The sequence below is a fragment of the Phyllobacterium sp. 1468 genome (assembly GCF_031455525.1).
In the GTDB taxonomy this organism is placed as follows: Bacteria; Pseudomonadota; Alphaproteobacteria; order Rhizobiales; family Rhizobiaceae; genus Phyllobacterium.
The window spans coordinates 265,056-280,528 of the sequence record NZ_JAVDSX010000004.1 but is presented as its reverse complement, the minus strand read 5'-3'; the positions used below and the strand labels follow the sequence as shown (position 1 = coordinate 280,528).

Genomic DNA, 15,473 nt, shown 5'->3' with positions numbered 1-15,473 from the left:
GTCCATTTCGCGAAAATGGTCCATGATCGGACAAAGTTGAGAAATGATGGTGAGGAAGCATATTCTTGCAGCGGCGATGATCACTGCATTGAACTCTGTTCTGGCGGTTGGCGTGACATTGCCTGCTGCAGCAAGTGAGATCAAGATTGTCGTCAATGGAGCCGCTATCACCGACTACGATATTTCAAAGCGTGCTGCCTTTCTGAAACTTCAGCACAAAAAGGGCAACCTTACCCAGCAGGCGCGCGATGAATTGACTGACGAGGCGCTCAAGCGCCAGGAATTGAAACGTCTCAATTTGCTTGTTTCCGACAACGAAGTGAACGACGCCTATACGCGCTTTGCTACCAACAACAAGATGACGCTCAATCAGCTCAACGGTGTGCTGGACAAGTCCGGTGTGACACCGCAGCACTTCAAAGAATATATCCGCATGCAGATGAGTTGGGGCCGCGCGCTCGCCACCCGTAACCGCACACAGGGTGGAACCAGGGTGTCCGAGCAGGATGCCGTGCAACGCATGCTCAAGGACGGCGGGAAGAAGCCCGTTTCTACCGAATATCAGCTGCAGCAGGTGATATTCGTCGTGCCTGCCAATAATCGCGGCATTCTCGCCAAGCGGCGAGGTGAAGCCAATGCCATGCGCGGCCGTTTCAGCGGCTGCCAGACAACGCGCGATATCGCCAAGGGCACATTGGATGTCACAGTGCGCGATCTCGGCAAATTCGTAGAGCAGGAACTGCCGCCCGAATGGTCGAAGCTGGTCATATCCACACCGGTCGGCCATGCGACGACGACCCTGGATACGGATAAGGGCGTCGAATTTCTCGGCGTGTGCGCGACCCGTCAAGTCTCTGACGATCGCGTGGCTCGCCTGGTCTTTTCCCAGGAAGCAACAGCCGCCGCGGGTGGTGGCAAGCCGGATGCATCAGCTGAGGCGGTCGACAAGAAATATCTCGAGGAACTGCGCAGCAAGGCGAAGATCGTCACTGAATGATTGGCATGAAAGCCGCTCTCGCCGTCAGTTCCGGTGATCCTTCGGGTATTGGGCCGGACGTCGCGCTGGCTGCGTGGATATTGCGCAAGCACATGCAGCTGCCTGCGTTTTTTCTGCTTGCCGACTCGGAATTAATCGCCTCGCGCGCAGTGCGGCTCGGCGTGAATGTTCCACTGGAAATCACAACACCTGAGAACGCGGCTGCCAGATTCGACGAGGCGCTGCCAATCGTGCCGCTGAAAAACCGGCAATCGGATCAACCCGGCATTCCATTGTCCGAAAATGCGGCAGGAACCATCGAGGCGATTGAACAGGCCGTGGCATTGACACTTGCAGGCCGCTCACGCGCCGTAGTCACCTGCCCTATCGCCAAGAAGCCGCTCTATGAGGCTGGTTTCAAATATCCCGGTCATACGGAGTTTTTGGCGCATCTCGCCGGCGAACATCTGAGGCATGCTGTTACGCCGGTGATGATGTTGGCTGGACCGTTGCTGCGGGCAGTTCCCGTAACAATTCACATTGCCTTGAACAAGGTGCCCGCCGTCCTCGATACAGTGACGATTCTGACTGTCTGCCGGATCACTGCTCTGGCACTCAAAAGTCAGTTCGGCATCGCCAATCCACGGCTTGCCATTGCCGGGTTGAACCCGCATGCGGGCGAAGGCGGCAGCATGGGTAAGGAAGACGAAGTCATCGTGCGTCCTGCGGTCGAAACGCTGTGTGCTGAAGGCATCGATGCGCGTGGGCCTCTCCCGGCGGATACAATGTTCCATGCCGCCGCACGAGCCACCTATGACGCCGCCATCTGCATGTATCACGACCAGGCACTGATCCCCGCCAAGACATTGGGTTTCGACGACAGCGTCAATGTTACGCTGGGTTTGCCGTTCGTGCGTACCTCACCGGACCACGGTACAGCCTTTGATATCGCAGGATCCGGCAGGGCCAAGCCTGACAGCCTCATTGCAGCGCTGCGGCTTGCTGATGAACTGGCGGCAAACCGCGCACTCGACACATGAGCATAGATAGCCTTCCACCGCTTCGCGACGTCATCCAACGCCATGAGTTGATGGCCAAGAAGTCTCTCGGCCAGAATTTTCTGCTCGATCTGAACCTCACGGGAAAAGTTGCACGCCAGGCAGGCGATCTCAAGGATCAGACTGTCATCGAGGTTGGACCCGGCCCTGGAGGGCTCACGCGTGCCCTTCTTGCCCAAGGTGCCAATGTTATCGCCATTGAGCGCGATGAACGCTGCTTGGCAGCCTTGCAGGAAATATCCGATCATTACCAGGGCCGGCTTCGCGTCATCGCCGGCGATGCCTTGGATACGGATTTCTCCGCGCTGGCAGATGGCGGCAATGTGAAGATCGTCGCCAATCTTCCCTATAATGTCGGCACGCAACTACTGATCAGTTGGCTGCTGAGTGAACCATGGCCACCATTCTATGCGTCTCTGACGCTGATGTTTCAGCGCGAAGTGGCGGAGCGGATCGTCGCGCGTCCGGGTTCGGATGCCTATGGTCGTCTCGGCGTGCTGGCTGGCTGGCGAACCGAGGCGAAAATTACTTTCGACGTCCCGCCGCAAGCATTCACACCGCCACCAAAAGTAACGTCGTCGGTGGTCCATCTCGTGCCGCGTGTGACCCCGCTCGCCTGCGATGCGGCAGTACTGGGACGTGTAACTCAGGCTGCCTTTGGCCAGAGGCGCAAGATGCTGCGGCAAAGCATCAAATCGCTCGGCGGTGAGGCTTTGCTCGCCAAGGTCGGTATCGACCCGACACGCCGGGCGGAAACGCTGTCAATCGAAGAGTTTGTGGCGTTGGCGAACGCGCTCTAGTCCAGCTTTTCGTCGAGAAGACTGCTGACGAAATCGAACAGACCCGGGCAGCGGTCGCGGCGCAGGCGTTCGGCGGTGACTATTGACTGAACCTGATGGTAGGCGCGGTCCAGATCTTCGTTGACTATGACGTAGTCGTAGGAGCGCCAACGTTCTATCTCGTTACGGGCATTGTTCAATCGCATGTTGATGACGTCTTCAGTGTCCTCGGCACGTCGATGCAGCCGCTCTTTTAAATCAGCCATGGATGGGGGAAGGATGAAAATGCTGACCACATCGCCTTTCATCTTTTCCTGCAACTGCAACGCGCCCTGCCAGTCGATATCGAAAAGCATGTCCTGACCATCTGCGAGCGCATTTTCCGCGGCCTCTCGCGGAGTGCCATAGAAATTGCCGTGGACTTCCGCCCATTCGATCAACGCGTCGCTGTCGCGCAGCCGCTCGAACTCGCGTGTCGAGATGAAGTGATAGTGGACGCCCTCAATTTCGCTGGGACGGCGTGCACGCGTGGTCACGCTGATAGACAGTGCGAGCTCAAGCTTTTCCTTGTCGTTCAGCAACAGCCGTGCAATCGTCGACTTCCCGGCCCCGGACGGCGATGACAGGACGAGCATAAGACCGCGTCTTTTGATGCTGTTGGGCATGGTTACTCCAAATTCTGTATTTGCTCGCGCAATTGATCCACAACAGCCTTCAGGTCAAGCCCGATTGATGTAATCGAAGCCGCGTTTGCCTTGGAACAGAGCGTATTCGCCTCGCGATTAAATTCCTGTGTAAGAAAATCAAGCTTGCGGCCAACACCGTTTCCCTCCCTCAGAAGATCACGGGCGGCCGTGACATGCATTTCCAGCCGGTCAAGCTCTTCCTGGATGTCAGCCTTCGTCGCGAGGAACGCGGCCTCCATGTACAGCCGCGATTCGTCCAATGCGGGAGCGGCATCGAGCAGCAGCGAAACTTGTGCAGCCAGGCGCGAGCGAATTGCATCAAACGAGCGGCTTGGATCAAGTCTTGCCTGTTCCACCAGCATTTCGATCGCCGCAATTTGTACAGTCAAAATTTCGCCCAGCGCCTTGCCCTCTGCCTGGCGATTGTGCGCCAGTTGAACCAGTGTCTCGTCCAGAACCGCCAGTACTGCTTCTTCTACCTTGTGCTGATCTTCCGGATCGGCGGTCTCCTGCGGCGCCTCCAGGACCCCGCGGAGCGCCATAAGGCCCTCCGGCGTGGATGCAGCCAGACCGTAATCCTCGCGCAGACGCGCTGCGATCGCTGCCAGTTCCTTCAGAAGTGGTTCGTTGATGATCGCCTTGGCAACACCCGCGCTGCGGTCGACGGTAACGGCCGCCTGGAAATTACCGCGCTTGAAATGCTGGCTGAAAAGGACACGGGCCTTCTGCTCAATCGTTTCCAGACCTGCCGGCAGGCGAAACCGCACGTCGAGACCCTTGCCGTTAACCGACTTGATTTCCCACGAGATTTGCACCCCGGCGCTGTTCCGGAGGTGACGGGCAAATCCCGTCATGCTTTGCAATGACATGTCTACCCCCTGGAAACGAAAGGCCCTGAACTTCCTCGGGCCTTTCCAATATCAATTTCCGTTGTCTGCGTCCGGCGATGCATTCTTGTCACCGGTTGCCGCCTTGGCGGCCTCGTCGAGGCGATTCTTCTCGACCTCACGCCAGCGTTTCACATTATCGTTGTGCTCTTCAAGCGTCTCAGCAAATACGTGTCCGCCAGTGCCGTCGGCAACGAAATAAAGGTCCTTGGTTTGCGACGGATGAGCGACGGCTTCCAGCGCGTCACGACCGGGATTTGCAATCGGCCCAGGTGGCAGGCCATTGATCGTATAAGTGTTATAAGGCGTCGGCTTCTCAAGATCTGACTTCAGGATCGGGCGGTCCGACGGCTTGCCCTTGCCACCAAACAGGCCATAGATGATCGTTGGATCGGATTGGAGACGCATGCGGTTGTTCAAACGGTTAATGAAGACGGCGGCAACACGTGGACGCTCGTCCGCCTTGCCTGTCTCTTTTTCGACAATGGATGCGAGCGTCACGAACTCCTCAATGGTTTTCAACGGAATCTTGGGATCGCGGCGTTCCCATATGTCTTCAACCAGCTTTTTCTGATCCGCCTGCATCTTCTTGATGAGTTCCTCGCGTGTCGTGCCGCGAGAAAAGCGCATCGTATTGGCAAAAAGCGAGCCTTCACTCGGCATGATTGCCGGCAAATCGCCGACAAGCACGTCATCCTCGCGCACCCGTTGAAAAATCTGTTCGACGGTAAGCCCCTCGGGAATCGTCAGCGAACGAAGCAGTGACTTTCCGCTGCGCAACAGATCCATGATCTCTCGCATCGACGCATGCGCCTTGATTTCGTACTCGCCAGCTTTCATGTCGCCCTGATGGCCATAGGCCTGAACGCCATATTTGAAGACGCGGGCGTCACTGATAATGTTACGCCTTTCCAGGCCGTCGGCTATCTCAACAATCCCGGTACCGCTCTTCACAACGTAGTTGGTTGTAACATCGCTAGGTCCAGGCTCGTTGAACGCCAGCTTGCCGAAGTATACGGCGGCCGCCGCAGCAAGAACCACCAGAACGACAAGCGACAGCATGAAATTGGCAAAAACGACAATCTGGCTGCGAGCGCGGCGAGAGCGTCGCTTCGGCAGAGGTGGCGGGGTACCCGGTTCGGGACGCAACGCTTCCGAAGCCGATTGCGGGACAATCGGCTTACGATCCGGCGCGTTGGCGGCTGAACCGTTTGTCTCTTCAGACTGCTGATCTGAGCTCACGCAAGCACCTCGGGACATGATACCGGCTGACGCCGGTAGAATCGATTGTGAATATGGCAAAAACGCGAGAGCGCTCCGCCAAAAAAATCAATCACTGTTGATAGCGCCGCATGACGAGCGAGGCATTCGTACCGCCAAACCCGAAGGAATTGGAAAGCGCAATATCGATCTTGCGTTCACGCGGCTTGTGCGGAACCAGATCGATCTTCGTTTCCTTGGACGGCTTATCGAGATTGATCGTTGCGGGAGCGATATTATCGCGGATCGCCAACACGCAGAAAATAGCCTCCGTCGAGCCTGCGGCACCAAGAAGGTGACCGATGGAGGATTTGGTGGATGACATCGATATTTTAGAAGCGGCGTCGCCGACAACGCGTTCCACTGCACCGAGTTCAATCGTATCGGCCATCGTCGAAGTGCCGTGCGAGTTGATGTAATCCAAATCGCCCGGGGTTATTCCTGCGCGCTTCAAAGCCATTTCCATAGAGCGCTGCGCGCCCTCACCACTCTCTGATGGTGCAGTGATGTGATAAGCATCGCCGGACAAGCCATAGCCGATGATCTCGGCATAAATCTTGGCGCCACGCGCGAGGGCATGTTCCAGCTCTTCTAGGACGACAACCCCCGCGCCTTCACCCATTACGAAACCATCGCGGTCTTCATCATAGGGTCTCGAGGCCGTTGTCGGATCGTCGTTTCTGGCAGTGGACAATGCCTTGCATGCAGCAAAGCCGGCTAGCGAAATCCGGCTAACTGGCGACTCGGTGCCGCCGGCCACCATCACATCGGCATCCCCGAACGCAATCAAACGCGAGGCGTCGCCGATAGCGTGTGCGCCGGTGGAACACGCGGTAACGACTGCATGATTGGGACCCCGCAGCTTGTGTTTGATTGATACCTGGCCGGAAGCCAGGTTTATCAAACGGCCGGGGATGAAGAACGGCGATATGCGCCGGGGACCTTTGTCGCGAAGTGTATAGCCTGCTTCTACAATGCCTTCGAGGCCACCAATGCCGGAACCGATCAAAACACCCGTACGGATCTGATCTTCATCACTTTCCGGCGCCCACTTGGCATCCGCGAGCGCTTGGTCGGCAGCCGCAACAGCGTAAATGATGAAAGGATCGACCTTGCGCTGCTCTTTGGGTTCCATCCAATCGTCAGGATTGAATGTACCATCAGAACCATCGCCTACCGGAATACGGCAGGCAATCTTGCAAGGAAGATCTTCAACTTCAAATTCCGTCACACGCCGGGCGCCGCTCTGGCCGGCAAGAAGCCGCGACCAGGTTAGTTCAACCCCGGATGCGAGAGGAGAAACCAGCCCAAGGCCGGTTATGACAACGCGCCTCATGGCAGATCCTTAACTATCAAATGCAACATGATTGTTTCCGGCCCAACGCATGAACGAGCAAGGCTAAATACCTTATATCACGATCGCTGCGGGGCCGAACAAAAATCAGGCAGATGCTTTGTCGATGAACTTGACGGCATCGCCGACTGTCAGAATCGTCTCGGCAGCATCGTCGGGGATTTCGACGCCAAACTCTTCTTCAAAAGCCATCACGAGCTCGACAGTATCAAGGCTGTCGGCGCCCAGATCGTCGATGAAGCTCGCACCATCGGTGACTTTCTCGGCATCAACGCCCAGATGTTCAATAACGATTTTCTTGACGCGTTCTGCAGTATCACTCATGTGGAAACCTCAACCTGTTTGTTTTTCCCTATGCCTTGGTTAGCGGCACGGATGACTCTAATCAAGCAATAAGATGGTTGTTCCGCCCTGTTTAACAGCTAAAACACCCGTCCTTGCGGCTCTTTCCTTGCGGAACTGAAAGGACATCAAATCGATTTGACTGCCCAGACTGGTGCGCGACTTATCACGCTTTATTCACGGCCTCAATCTCATAAATGTGATTGAGACCCATACCGGTGGATAGGATCGACGCAAACCCGATCAGATCATCGCCATACCGCCGTTGACGTGAATGGTCTGACCGGTGACATAAGATGCTTCGCTGCTGGCAAGATAGACAACCGACGAAGCAACTTCGGCGCCCGTACCCATGCGACGCATCGGGATAGCCGACATGATGCTTTCTTTCTGCTTGTCGTTGAGCTTGTCGGTCATTGCCGATTCGATGAAACCCGGCGCAACGCAATTGACTGTGACGTTACGGCTGGCGATTTCCTGCGCCAAGGATTTGGAGAAGCCTATAAGTCCGGCTTTGGAAGCGACATAATTGGTTTGACCCGGATTTCCTGTCACGCCCACGACTGAGGTGATGTTGATGACGCGGCCGTAGCGGCGGCGCATCATTGGATGGGTGAGTTCGCGGGTCAGGCGGAAAACTGCAGTCAGATTGACTTCAAGCACATTGTCCCAGTCCGCGTCGCTCATGCGCACGAACAGCCCGTCTTTGGTGATACCCGCATTGTTGACGAGTATCTCGACGCCTCCAAGATCAGCTTCGGCCTTTTCACCAAGCGCCTTGACCTCGTCTCGATTGGAAAGGTTAGCCGGGAAGATCATGACCCGATCGCTAAAATCAGACGCCAGAGCTTCCAGCTTTTCCACACGGGTGCCGTGGAGACCCACGATTGCACCCTGTGCATGAAGCGCTCGAGCGATTGCCTCGCCAATACCACCCGTCGCACCCGTGATAAGAGCCTTGCGGCCTGTGAGATCAAACATTGCGCGTTCCTTTTTAAGCGTTCAAGGCGGCGACAGCCGCGTCGATGTCTTCTGGCGTGCCGACAGCAATACCGGATATGTCCTTATTAATACGGCGGGCAAGCCCAGTCAGCACTTTGCCGGCACCGATTTCATAGAGCGTTGTGACCCCATCGTTGCCAAACCATTCCACTGTCTCGCGCCAGCGCACTTGTCCCGTCACCTGCTCAACCAGCAATGCGGCGATTTCGGTTGCAGACCTGACAGGCGCAGCGCGGACATTGGCAATAAGCGGCACGACCGGATCGTTTTTGGCAACATTGGCCAAGGCGACACGCATGGCCTCAGCGGCGGGCTCCATCAAAGCAGAGTGGAAAGGAGCGGACACCGGCAGCATGATCGCACGCTTGGCGCCTTTGGCGGATGCCAGCGCAGCCGCTGCTTCGACAGGCACTTTCGCGCCGGAAATCACCAACTGACCGCCGCCATTGTCATTGGCGATCTGAACCGGGCCTTGTTTCGACGCTTCGGCGCAAATCGCCTCAACATCTTCGTGTTCGAGGCCGATGATGGCCGCCATGGCGCCCTGGCCCGCCGGAACCGCCTTCTGCATGGCGTTGCCGCGAATGCGCAAGAGGCGCGCCGTATCGGATAGCGAGAATGCGCCGGCTGCACAAAGCGCAGAATATTCGCCGAGAGAATGACCGGCGACATAGGCAACCTTATCCCTCAAGGATACGCCTTTGGACTCCAGTACGCGAAATACGGCGACGGATACGGCCATCAGTGCGGGCTGGGCATTGGCTGTCAACGTCAATGTTTCTTCAGGACCTTCCCAGATGATCGAAGACAGCTTCTCACCCAGAGCTTCATCAACCTCGTCGAATACCGCGCGGGCCACCGGAAAATTCAACGCCAAAGCCTTGCCCATGCCGACGACCTGGCTTCCTTGACCCGGAAAGGTGAATGCAATGGACATAAGCTGCGCCTCCAAAGGTTGCTTATAGTGGGAATCTGACGCGCGATGTGCCTACAGGCAAGCACGAAGTCAAGCTTTGATGCTACCTTGCCTTGGGAGATCGAACACAATCGAGGTTAGACTAAGGGTGGGATTGATTGTCACTCATCATTCTTTCATGATTACGCCGATCATAGTGGCGGCGAATCGCCGGAAGAGGCCGTACATAACGCATATGATGCAATCGAAGCCTGGATCGAGGCCGCCAGTGAGTTGGGCCGCGACATTCCAGCACCCTCTCAGAAACTGACATTTGCCTGATTACGCCTACACTTAGAAAATCTGTCAGGCGGGTTGCTTATTTGGGTATTTGCCCGTATAGAGCGCCCGTTCATTGCTCGGCGTCAGCTGGGGGCTGAACGGAGGGCCGGATTTCGATCCGTCGAAGCATAAGAGCTTCAGCCTCCCGTGTCTCCGCTCTCGATCGTCTCCATCAGCGTCCTTTCTTCGCCGGTCTCCGGCAGAGAGATTCGCAGAGGTTTACCGTTGATACCGGGCAATATTAACGAAGAAAGGCAAAGACAAATGGCTCTTTATGAACATGTGTTCCTTGCTCGACAGGACATTTCGCAGCAGCAGGTCGATGCGCTTGTAGAACAATACAAGGGTATCATCGAGACCAATGGCGGCTCAGTCGGGCGTATTGAAAGCTGGGGACTTCGTGCCCTCACCTATCGCATAAACAAGAACCGCAAGGCGTATTATTCGCTGCTCAACATCACTGCTCCCGCGGCAGCTGTTGCCGAGCTCGAGCGTCAGCAGCGCATCAACGAAGACGTCCTGCGTTTCATGACGATCCGCGTTGACGAACACGAGGAAGGCCAATCGGCCATGCTCGCTCGCCGTGACGATCGCCGCGATCGCGACGACAACAAGTTCGGTGGCCGCGACGACGACCGTCCGCGCCGTCCACGCCGTCCGCGTGACGAAGCCGGTGAAGGAGCAGAATAATGGTTGATATCAATCAGATCCCGACCCGCCGTCCGTTCCATCGCCGCCGCAAGACCTGCCCGTTCTCGGGTGCCAATGCGCCGAAGATCGACTACAAGGACGTGAAGCTCCTGTCGCGCTATATTTCCGAGCGTGGCAAGATCGTTCCTTCCCGTATCACAGCTGTGAGCCAGAAGAAGCAGCGCGAACTCGCTCAGGCGATCAAGCGTGCCCGTTTCCTCGGTCTGCTGCCATACGTTGTAAAATAATGAAACTGAGGCGGTGGATTTCAGTCCGCCGCCTCATTCCACCATCCGCGATGGGCGCGGGTCTGGTGATCCATAAAACCCGAGTTGAGGTCGTAGTCTAAGGGCCGCCTCTAACTGCTGATACAGGCAGGACAGCGAGCGAAATGAAACTGGCTGCAAAAGATTTTGGTGTAGGTGTGCTGGCGGGCTTTGCCGCTGCGCTGCTTTCGGTTGGCGTCATCACGCAATCGACGCTCGCTATGGCGCTATTGCTGTTTTCGCCACTGCCTATCTTTGTTGCCGCCCTCGGCTGGGGTACGGCCGCCGGCTTGATAGCCGCCCTTTCCATGGCTGTTGCCGTATCCGTACTTGCCGCGCCAATGGCGGCCCTTATCGTTGTCCTGATCACTGCGCTTCCTGCCGCCGCTGCCTCTTATTATACTGGCCTGGCGCGCCCTGCCGATGAAATCGGCGGGCCGAAGGACGTCATGGTCTGGTATCCACTCGCCGATACTCTGCTACGCCTGGCGCTGATCGTAGCAGCCAGTTTCATCGTCATCGGCATGCTCGTTGGCTTTGGCGATGAACTTGCGGGCGAGCTGGCGAAATCACTGGGGCAGCAGCTTGCCGCAAGCAACCCTGAACTTGCCGCGAATGCCGACGTTGCACAGAGCATGGCAGTGTTTGTCGTGCGGGTACTGCCCGCTCTGCAGCCTGCCGTATGGGTGACGATAATTGTCGCCAACCTCTATCTTGCGCTGCGGTTGACGTCCGCTTCAGGCAAACTCCGCAGACCGCATGATGACTGGCCGCGGGCGCTGCGTATGCCTCGCTCGGCGCTTATCATCTTCGCTATCGTTTGCGCTGCATGCTTTTTGCCGGGTGGCATAGGCTACGCCGCAACGGCAATTGCCGGCGCACTCGGTGCCGGTTTCACGATGGCGGGTTTCGCCATACTGCATGCAAGAACGCGCGGTGCACCATGGCGTCCAGTGGCACTATGGTTCGCTTACCTCGCGGTGCTGCTTTTTGCCTTTGTGCTTTTCCTCTTCCTTCTTGCCGGTTTGTTCGACACGTCGCGCAACGCCCCGGTTTCGAAGGCTGCGAATACAACACCACCTAACAACGACAATTAACATTAGAACAGACAAGGATAATTCAAATGGAAGTCATTCTACTCGAACGTATCAGCCGCCTCGGTCAGATGGGCGAAACAGTCAAGGTGAAGGACGGCTTTGCCCGTAATTTCCTGTTGCCACAGGGCAAGGCTCTTCGTGCCAACGAAGCCAACAAGAAGAAGTTCGAAGGCCAGCGCGCGCAGCTCGAAGCCCGCAACCTCGAACGCAAGACGGAAGCACAGGCGATCGCCGAAAAGCTCGACGGCAAGTCGTTCATCGCCGTTCGTTCGGCTGGCGAAACCGGTCAGCTTTACGGTTCAGTTTCGACACGCGATATCGCTGATCTGATCACCGCTGAAGGCTTCTCGATCAACCGTAACCAGGTTGAACTGAACACGCCGATCAAGACCATTGGCCTGCACAAGATCGTGCTGACGTTACATCCGGAAGTTGAAGCAACGGTCACAATCAATATTGCCCGTACTGCAGATGAAGCCGAGCGTCAGGTAAAGGGCGAAGATCTTACCTCCGCTGAGGCGATCTACGGTATCGAGGAAGTTCCGCTTTCGGACGAATTCTTTGATGAGGACGAAGAAGGCGAAGAAAACGCCTGATCTTTTTTCGATAAATCATTCTTTCGAATGATCTCATCAACATTTTGAAAGTACCCGGCAGCAGTGCCGGGTATTTTTTTGCTTTTCAGGAACGAAAAAACGATTAGATTTGTTTGTCCTACCACGCCCGACCACGGCTCACCTCCCGAGCCTGTTAATGGCCGAGCTCTATCGTCAATGATGGAGATTGCTCATGAATGCCATACTAAAGGCCGCGCTCTCGCGGATGATCTACACTGGCACTTTGGTTATCATAGACTCTTCCGGTAAATCTCAAACCTTCGGTGATGGAACCGGAGAGCAATTCACCTTTCGCATCAATAGCGCTGCGGCCGAACGAAAGATCGCATTCGACCCATCGCTGCACTTCCCTGAAGCCTATATGAATGGCGATATCGACGTTCTCGAAGGCGATATCTATGACGTCCTGAAGATTATTTTCGAGAACACCGGGGCAACGGTCGCCAAGGAACCCTGGATGTTGGCGATCGAAGGTATCCGCCGCGCCACCCGCCGCCTTCACCAGATGAATACGCTGACCCGTGCTTCCAGCAACGTTCAGCGCCACTACGATCTGTCTGAAGATCTCTACAGGTTGTTCCTCGATACGGACATGCAATATTCTTGTGCCTACTTTGAACGGCCGGATGCAACGCTTGAAGAAGCGCAACTGGCGAAAAAAAGGCACATCGCTGCCAAGCTTTTGGTTCAGAAGGGTCACAAAACGCTTGATATCGGCTGCGGCTGGGGCGGTCTTGGAATCTACCTCGCAAAGCACCTCGAAGCCAATGTGACCGGTGTAACGCTGTCGCAAGAGCAATTCGGTATCGCCAACAAGCGCGCATTTGAAGAAGGCCTGACGGCGCAGGCGCAGTTCAGCTTGCAGGACTACCGGACTATCGAGGACAGCTTTGACAGGATCGTGTCCGTCGGCATGTTCGAACATGTCGGCATCGGACATTTCCCGGAGTATTTCCAGCACACCGCGCGGCTCTTGAAGAAGGACGGCGTATTCCTCCTGCATTCTATCGGCCGCTCCGATGGCCCCTCCTATACAAACGCCTTTATCCAGAAATACATATTCCCGGGCGGTTATATTCCGGCCCTCTCGGAAGTGCTGCCGCACATTGAAAAGGCTGGCCTCGTTGTCACCGATATCGAGATTCTCCGGCTGCACTATGCGGAAACTTTGCGTATCTGGCGTGAACGATTCATGGCTAACCGCGAGAAAGCCAAGGCAATCTACGACGAACGGTTCTGCCGGATGTGGGAGTTCTATCTTGCTGCCTCGGAAGCGGCATTCCGCTGGCAAAACCTGGTGGTGTTCCAGATCCAGCTCGCGCACCGGCAGGAAGCCGTGCCGCTAACCCGTAACTATATCGAGAAGGAAGAAAAGCGGCTCAAGCGGCTCGAATGCGAACGCAGCTCCGCCAACAGTCAGGTGGAAACCAAGGAATCAGTCGCCGGGCGGTAAGTCGGGCTATCGATTTGACCCCAAACATCAAAATCCATCTGCAGAGCGATTTGCGGATGGATTTTTTTGTGCTTCCATGGCTGCCAAATTGCGACATTCCGCGTTGCGGGTATACACTGTCACCTGCGAATCACACGCCAAATCGGTGACTCTGAGTCAAGTTGTAAACATCCTGTTTTGTACTTCTTGCTGTGGATGGAAATGTATATTCCGCCTCTGCATTGCGCCGTTAAAAACGCCGTGGCCATAGTGATCCAAGAACAGGAAAATATGAAATGGCTGAAGCTACGGTACGCAAGATCAACGAGGCTCAAGGCGCGCTTTACCGCGAAGCCCCTAACAATATCGAGGCAGAACAAGCCCTGTTGGGCGCCATTCTCGTCAACAATGACGCGTTTTACCGTGTTTCCGACTTTCTAAAACCGACTCATTTCAACGAACCGCTACACCGCAAGATCTTTGAAGTCGCTTCGGATATGATTCGCATGGGCAAGATGGCGAATCCGGTCACGCTGAAGACGTTCATGCCGGCTGACGCCAAAATCGGCGAAATGACGGTAATGCAATACCTCGCCCGCCTCGCTGCAGAGGCGGTGACGATCATAAACGCCGAAGACTACGGCCGGGCGATCTACGATCTCGCCACGCGCCGGGCTCTGATCACCATCGGCGAAGACATGGTCAACATAGCCTATGATGCGCCGGTTGACGTGGCTCCGCAGGGCCAGATCGAAGATGCGGAACGGCGCCTGTTCGAGCTTGCCGAAACGGGCCGCTACGACGGCGGATTTCAGACATTTACCGATGCGGTCAAGACTGCCGTCGACATGGCCAACGCGGCGTTCATGCGCGACGGGCACCTTTCCGGTATCTCGACAGGTATTCGCGCACTCGATGCCCGCATGGGCGGCCTGCAACCGTCTGATCTGATTGTCCTTGCCGGACGCCCCGGCATGGGCAAGACCTCGCTTGCGACGAATATAGCATTCAACATTGCCGCGGCGTACGAACCCGAGCAGCTTGCAGACGGTACCTTCAAGGCCAAGAATGGCGGCGTTGTCGGCTTCTTCTCACTCGAAATGTCGTCGGAACAGCTGGCCACGCGTATCATTTCCGAGCAATCCGAAATCAGTTCCTCGAAAATCCGTCGCGGTGAAATCAGCGAAGCCGATTTCGAAAAGCTGGTTGCCTGCTCGCAGCATATGCAGAAGGTGCCGCTCTATATCGATCAGACCGGCGGCATTTCGATCGCCCAGCTTGCAGCGCGAGCGCGGCGGCTGAAACGCCAGCGCGGGCTCGACGTTCTGGTCATCGACTATATTCAGCTCATGCAAGGCTCGTCAAAGCGTGCGTCGGAAAACCGCGTGCAGGAGATTACCGAAATTACCACGGGGCTGAAAGCGCTCGGCAAGGAATTGAACACGCCGATCATCGCCCTCTCCCAGCTTTCCCGTCAGGTGGAAAGTCGCGAAGACAAGCATCCGCAACTTTCCGACTTGCGCGAATCCGGTTCGATCGAGCAGGACGCCGACGTTGTGCTTTTCGTTTATCGCGACGAATATTATATCAAAAACAAGGAACCGAAGGTCGGCACGGAAGAGCATTTCAAGTGGCAGGCCGATCTCAACGAGGCCACGGGTAAAGCGGAAGTCATCGTCGCCAAGCAGCGTCACGGCCCGACTGGCACGGTAAGACTGGCATTCCAGGCGGAATTTACCCGCTTTACCGATCTTGCCGAAGATTCGCATCTTCCTGAACGGTTCGAGTGA

The 15,473-nt window shown here is 56.1% G+C and carries 16 protein-coding genes; 9 read left to right on the top strand and 7 right to left on the bottom strand.

Translation table 11 applies throughout. The annotated features are described in order from the left end of the window. Positions 1–43: 43 nt before the first annotated feature. Genes J2X72_RS13375 through rsmA form a run of 3 tightly spaced genes read left to right on the top strand, consistent with a single transcriptional unit; the run spans position 44 to position 2,834 of the window. Positions 44–997, top strand: coding sequence for a peptidylprolyl isomerase (locus J2X72_RS13375; RefSeq protein ID WP_210002086.1), 954 nt, complete (start codon positions 44–46; stop codon positions 995–997). Between the two features lie 5 nt (positions 998–1,002). Then, entirely contained in the window at positions 1,003–2,016 is a 1,014-nt protein-coding gene (gene pdxA / locus J2X72_RS13370; protein ID WP_310072637.1) for a 4-hydroxythreonine-4-phosphate dehydrogenase PdxA, read from the top strand. Continuing rightward, complete coding sequence (gene rsmA / locus J2X72_RS13365) at positions 2,013–2,834, top strand: 16S rRNA (adenine(1518)-N(6)/adenine(1519)-N(6))-dimethyltransferase RsmA (protein ID WP_310072635.1); 822 nt, start codon at positions 2,013–2,015, stop codon at positions 2,832–2,834. The genes pdxA and rsmA overlap by 4 nt, the downstream gene beginning before the upstream one ends. Here rsmA and gmk read toward each other — a convergent pair. From gmk to fabD, 7 genes are all read right to left on the bottom strand, one after another. Next, entirely contained in the window at positions 2,831–3,478 is a 648-nt protein-coding gene (gene gmk, locus J2X72_RS13360) for a guanylate kinase (protein ID WP_310072633.1), read from the bottom strand. The two genes, rsmA and gmk, sit on opposite strands and share 4 nt — an antisense overlap. A 2-nt stretch (positions 3,479–3,480) precedes the next feature. Then, positions 3,481–4,368: a YicC/YloC family endoribonuclease gene (locus J2X72_RS13355; RefSeq protein WP_210002078.1), complete on the bottom strand. Its 888-nt coding sequence runs from the start codon at positions 4,366–4,368 to the stop codon at positions 3,481–3,483. A 51-nt stretch (positions 4,369–4,419) separates the two neighbouring features. After that, positions 4,420–5,646, bottom strand: coding sequence for an endolytic transglycosylase MltG (mltG, locus tag J2X72_RS13350; protein ID WP_405044709.1), 1,227 nt, complete (start codon positions 5,644–5,646; stop codon positions 4,420–4,422). 73 nt (positions 5,647–5,719) lie between these two features. Beyond that, a complete protein-coding gene (gene fabF / locus J2X72_RS13345; protein WP_112527867.1) occupies positions 5,720–6,982 on the bottom strand; it encodes a beta-ketoacyl-ACP synthase II in 1,263 nt (420 codons plus the stop codon). A 105-nt stretch (positions 6,983–7,087) separates the two neighbouring features. Next, positions 7,088–7,324, bottom strand: coding sequence for an acyl carrier protein (locus J2X72_RS13340; protein WP_091880344.1), 237 nt, complete (start codon positions 7,322–7,324; stop codon positions 7,088–7,090). A gap of 261 nt (positions 7,325–7,585) precedes the next feature. Next, positions 7,586–8,323: a 3-oxoacyl-[acyl-carrier-protein] reductase gene (gene fabG / locus J2X72_RS13335; RefSeq protein ID WP_210002072.1), complete on the bottom strand. Its 738-nt coding sequence runs from the start codon at positions 8,321–8,323 to the stop codon at positions 7,586–7,588. Between the two features lie 13 nt (positions 8,324–8,336). Next, a complete protein-coding gene (gene fabD / locus J2X72_RS13330) occupies positions 8,337–9,281 on the bottom strand; it encodes an ACP S-malonyltransferase (protein ID WP_310072620.1) in 945 nt (314 codons plus the stop codon). A 564-nt stretch (positions 9,282–9,845) separates the two neighbouring features. Between fabD and rpsF the strand changes: the two genes are divergently transcribed. The 6 genes from rpsF to J2X72_RS13300 all read left to right on the top strand — a co-directional run bounded on the left by rpsF (position 9,846) and on the right by J2X72_RS13300 (position 15,473). Beyond that, a complete protein-coding gene (rpsF, locus tag J2X72_RS13325; RefSeq protein ID WP_106717052.1) occupies positions 9,846–10,271 on the top strand; it encodes a 30S ribosomal protein S6 in 426 nt (141 codons plus the stop codon). After that, on the top strand, positions 10,271–10,519 hold the full coding sequence (gene rpsR, locus J2X72_RS13320) for a 30S ribosomal protein S18 (RefSeq protein ID WP_008128538.1): 249 nt from the start codon (positions 10,271–10,273) through the stop codon (positions 10,517–10,519). Before rpsF ends, rpsR begins: the two co-directional genes overlap by 1 nt. 143 nt (positions 10,520–10,662) lie before the next feature. Further along, on the top strand, positions 10,663–11,634 hold the full coding sequence (locus J2X72_RS13315) for a DUF2232 domain-containing protein (protein ID WP_310072610.1): 972 nt from the start codon (positions 10,663–10,665) through the stop codon (positions 11,632–11,634). A 26-nt stretch (positions 11,635–11,660) separates the two neighbouring features. Further along, entirely contained in the window at positions 11,661–12,230 is a 570-nt protein-coding gene (gene rplI, locus J2X72_RS13310; RefSeq protein WP_310072607.1) for a 50S ribosomal protein L9, read from the top strand. A 193-nt stretch (positions 12,231–12,423) separates the two neighbouring features. Continuing rightward, on the top strand, positions 12,424–13,704 hold the full coding sequence (locus J2X72_RS13305; RefSeq protein ID WP_310072605.1) for a cyclopropane-fatty-acyl-phospholipid synthase family protein: 1,281 nt from the start codon (positions 12,424–12,426) through the stop codon (positions 13,702–13,704). A gap of 275 nt (positions 13,705–13,979) precedes the next feature. Next, positions 13,980–15,473 carry a replicative DNA helicase gene (locus J2X72_RS13300; protein ID WP_210002062.1) on the top strand — a complete coding sequence of 498 codons (1,494 nt, stop codon included), beginning with the start codon at positions 13,980–13,982 and terminating at the stop codon, positions 15,471–15,473.

What these genes read in the sequence shown, in the direction of transcription:
- J2X72_RS13300 (WP_210002062.1), top strand. Translation starts at nt 13,980, where the DNA reads ATGGCTGAAGCTACGGTACGCAAGATCAACGAGGCTCAAGGCGCGCTT.
- rsmA (WP_310072635.1), top strand. Translation starts at nt 2,013, where the DNA reads ATGAGCATAGATAGCCTTCCACCGCTTCGCGACGTCATCCAACGCCAT.
- mltG (WP_405044709.1), bottom strand. Translation starts at nt 5,646, where the DNA reads ATGTCCCGAGGTGCTTGCGTGAGCTCAGATCAGCAGTCTGAAGAGACA.
- fabG (WP_210002072.1), bottom strand. Translation starts at nt 8,323, where the DNA reads ATGTTTGATCTCACAGGCCGCAAGGCTCTTATCACGGGTGCGACGGGT.
- rpsF (WP_106717052.1), top strand. Translation starts at nt 9,846, where the DNA reads ATGGCTCTTTATGAACATGTGTTCCTTGCTCGACAGGACATTTCGCAG.
- J2X72_RS13315 (WP_310072610.1), top strand. Translation starts at nt 10,663, where the DNA reads ATGAAACTGGCTGCAAAAGATTTTGGTGTAGGTGTGCTGGCGGGCTTT.
- J2X72_RS13375 (WP_210002086.1), top strand. Translation starts at nt 44, where the DNA reads ATGATGGTGAGGAAGCATATTCTTGCAGCGGCGATGATCACTGCATTG.
- rpsR (WP_008128538.1), top strand. Translation starts at nt 10,271, where the DNA reads ATGGTTGATATCAATCAGATCCCGACCCGCCGTCCGTTCCATCGCCGC.
- J2X72_RS13340 (WP_091880344.1), bottom strand. Translation starts at nt 7,324, where the DNA reads ATGAGTGATACTGCAGAACGCGTCAAGAAAATCGTTATTGAACATCTG.
- fabD (WP_310072620.1), bottom strand. Translation starts at nt 9,281, where the DNA reads ATGTCCATTGCATTCACCTTTCCGGGTCAAGGAAGCCAGGTCGTCGGC.
- rplI (WP_310072607.1), top strand. Translation starts at nt 11,661, where the DNA reads ATGGAAGTCATTCTACTCGAACGTATCAGCCGCCTCGGTCAGATGGGC.
- pdxA (WP_310072637.1), top strand. Translation starts at nt 1,003, where the DNA reads ATGAAAGCCGCTCTCGCCGTCAGTTCCGGTGATCCTTCGGGTATTGGG.
- fabF (WP_112527867.1), bottom strand. Translation starts at nt 6,982, where the DNA reads ATGAGGCGCGTTGTCATAACCGGCCTTGGGCTGGTTTCTCCTCTCGCA.
- J2X72_RS13305 (WP_310072605.1), top strand. Translation starts at nt 12,424, where the DNA reads ATGAATGCCATACTAAAGGCCGCGCTCTCGCGGATGATCTACACTGGC.
- J2X72_RS13355 (WP_210002078.1), bottom strand. Translation starts at nt 4,368, where the DNA reads ATGTCATTGCAAAGCATGACGGGATTTGCCCGTCACCTCCGGAACAGC.
- gmk (WP_310072633.1), bottom strand. Translation starts at nt 3,478, where the DNA reads ATGCCCAACAGCATCAAAAGACGCGGTCTTATGCTCGTCCTGTCATCG.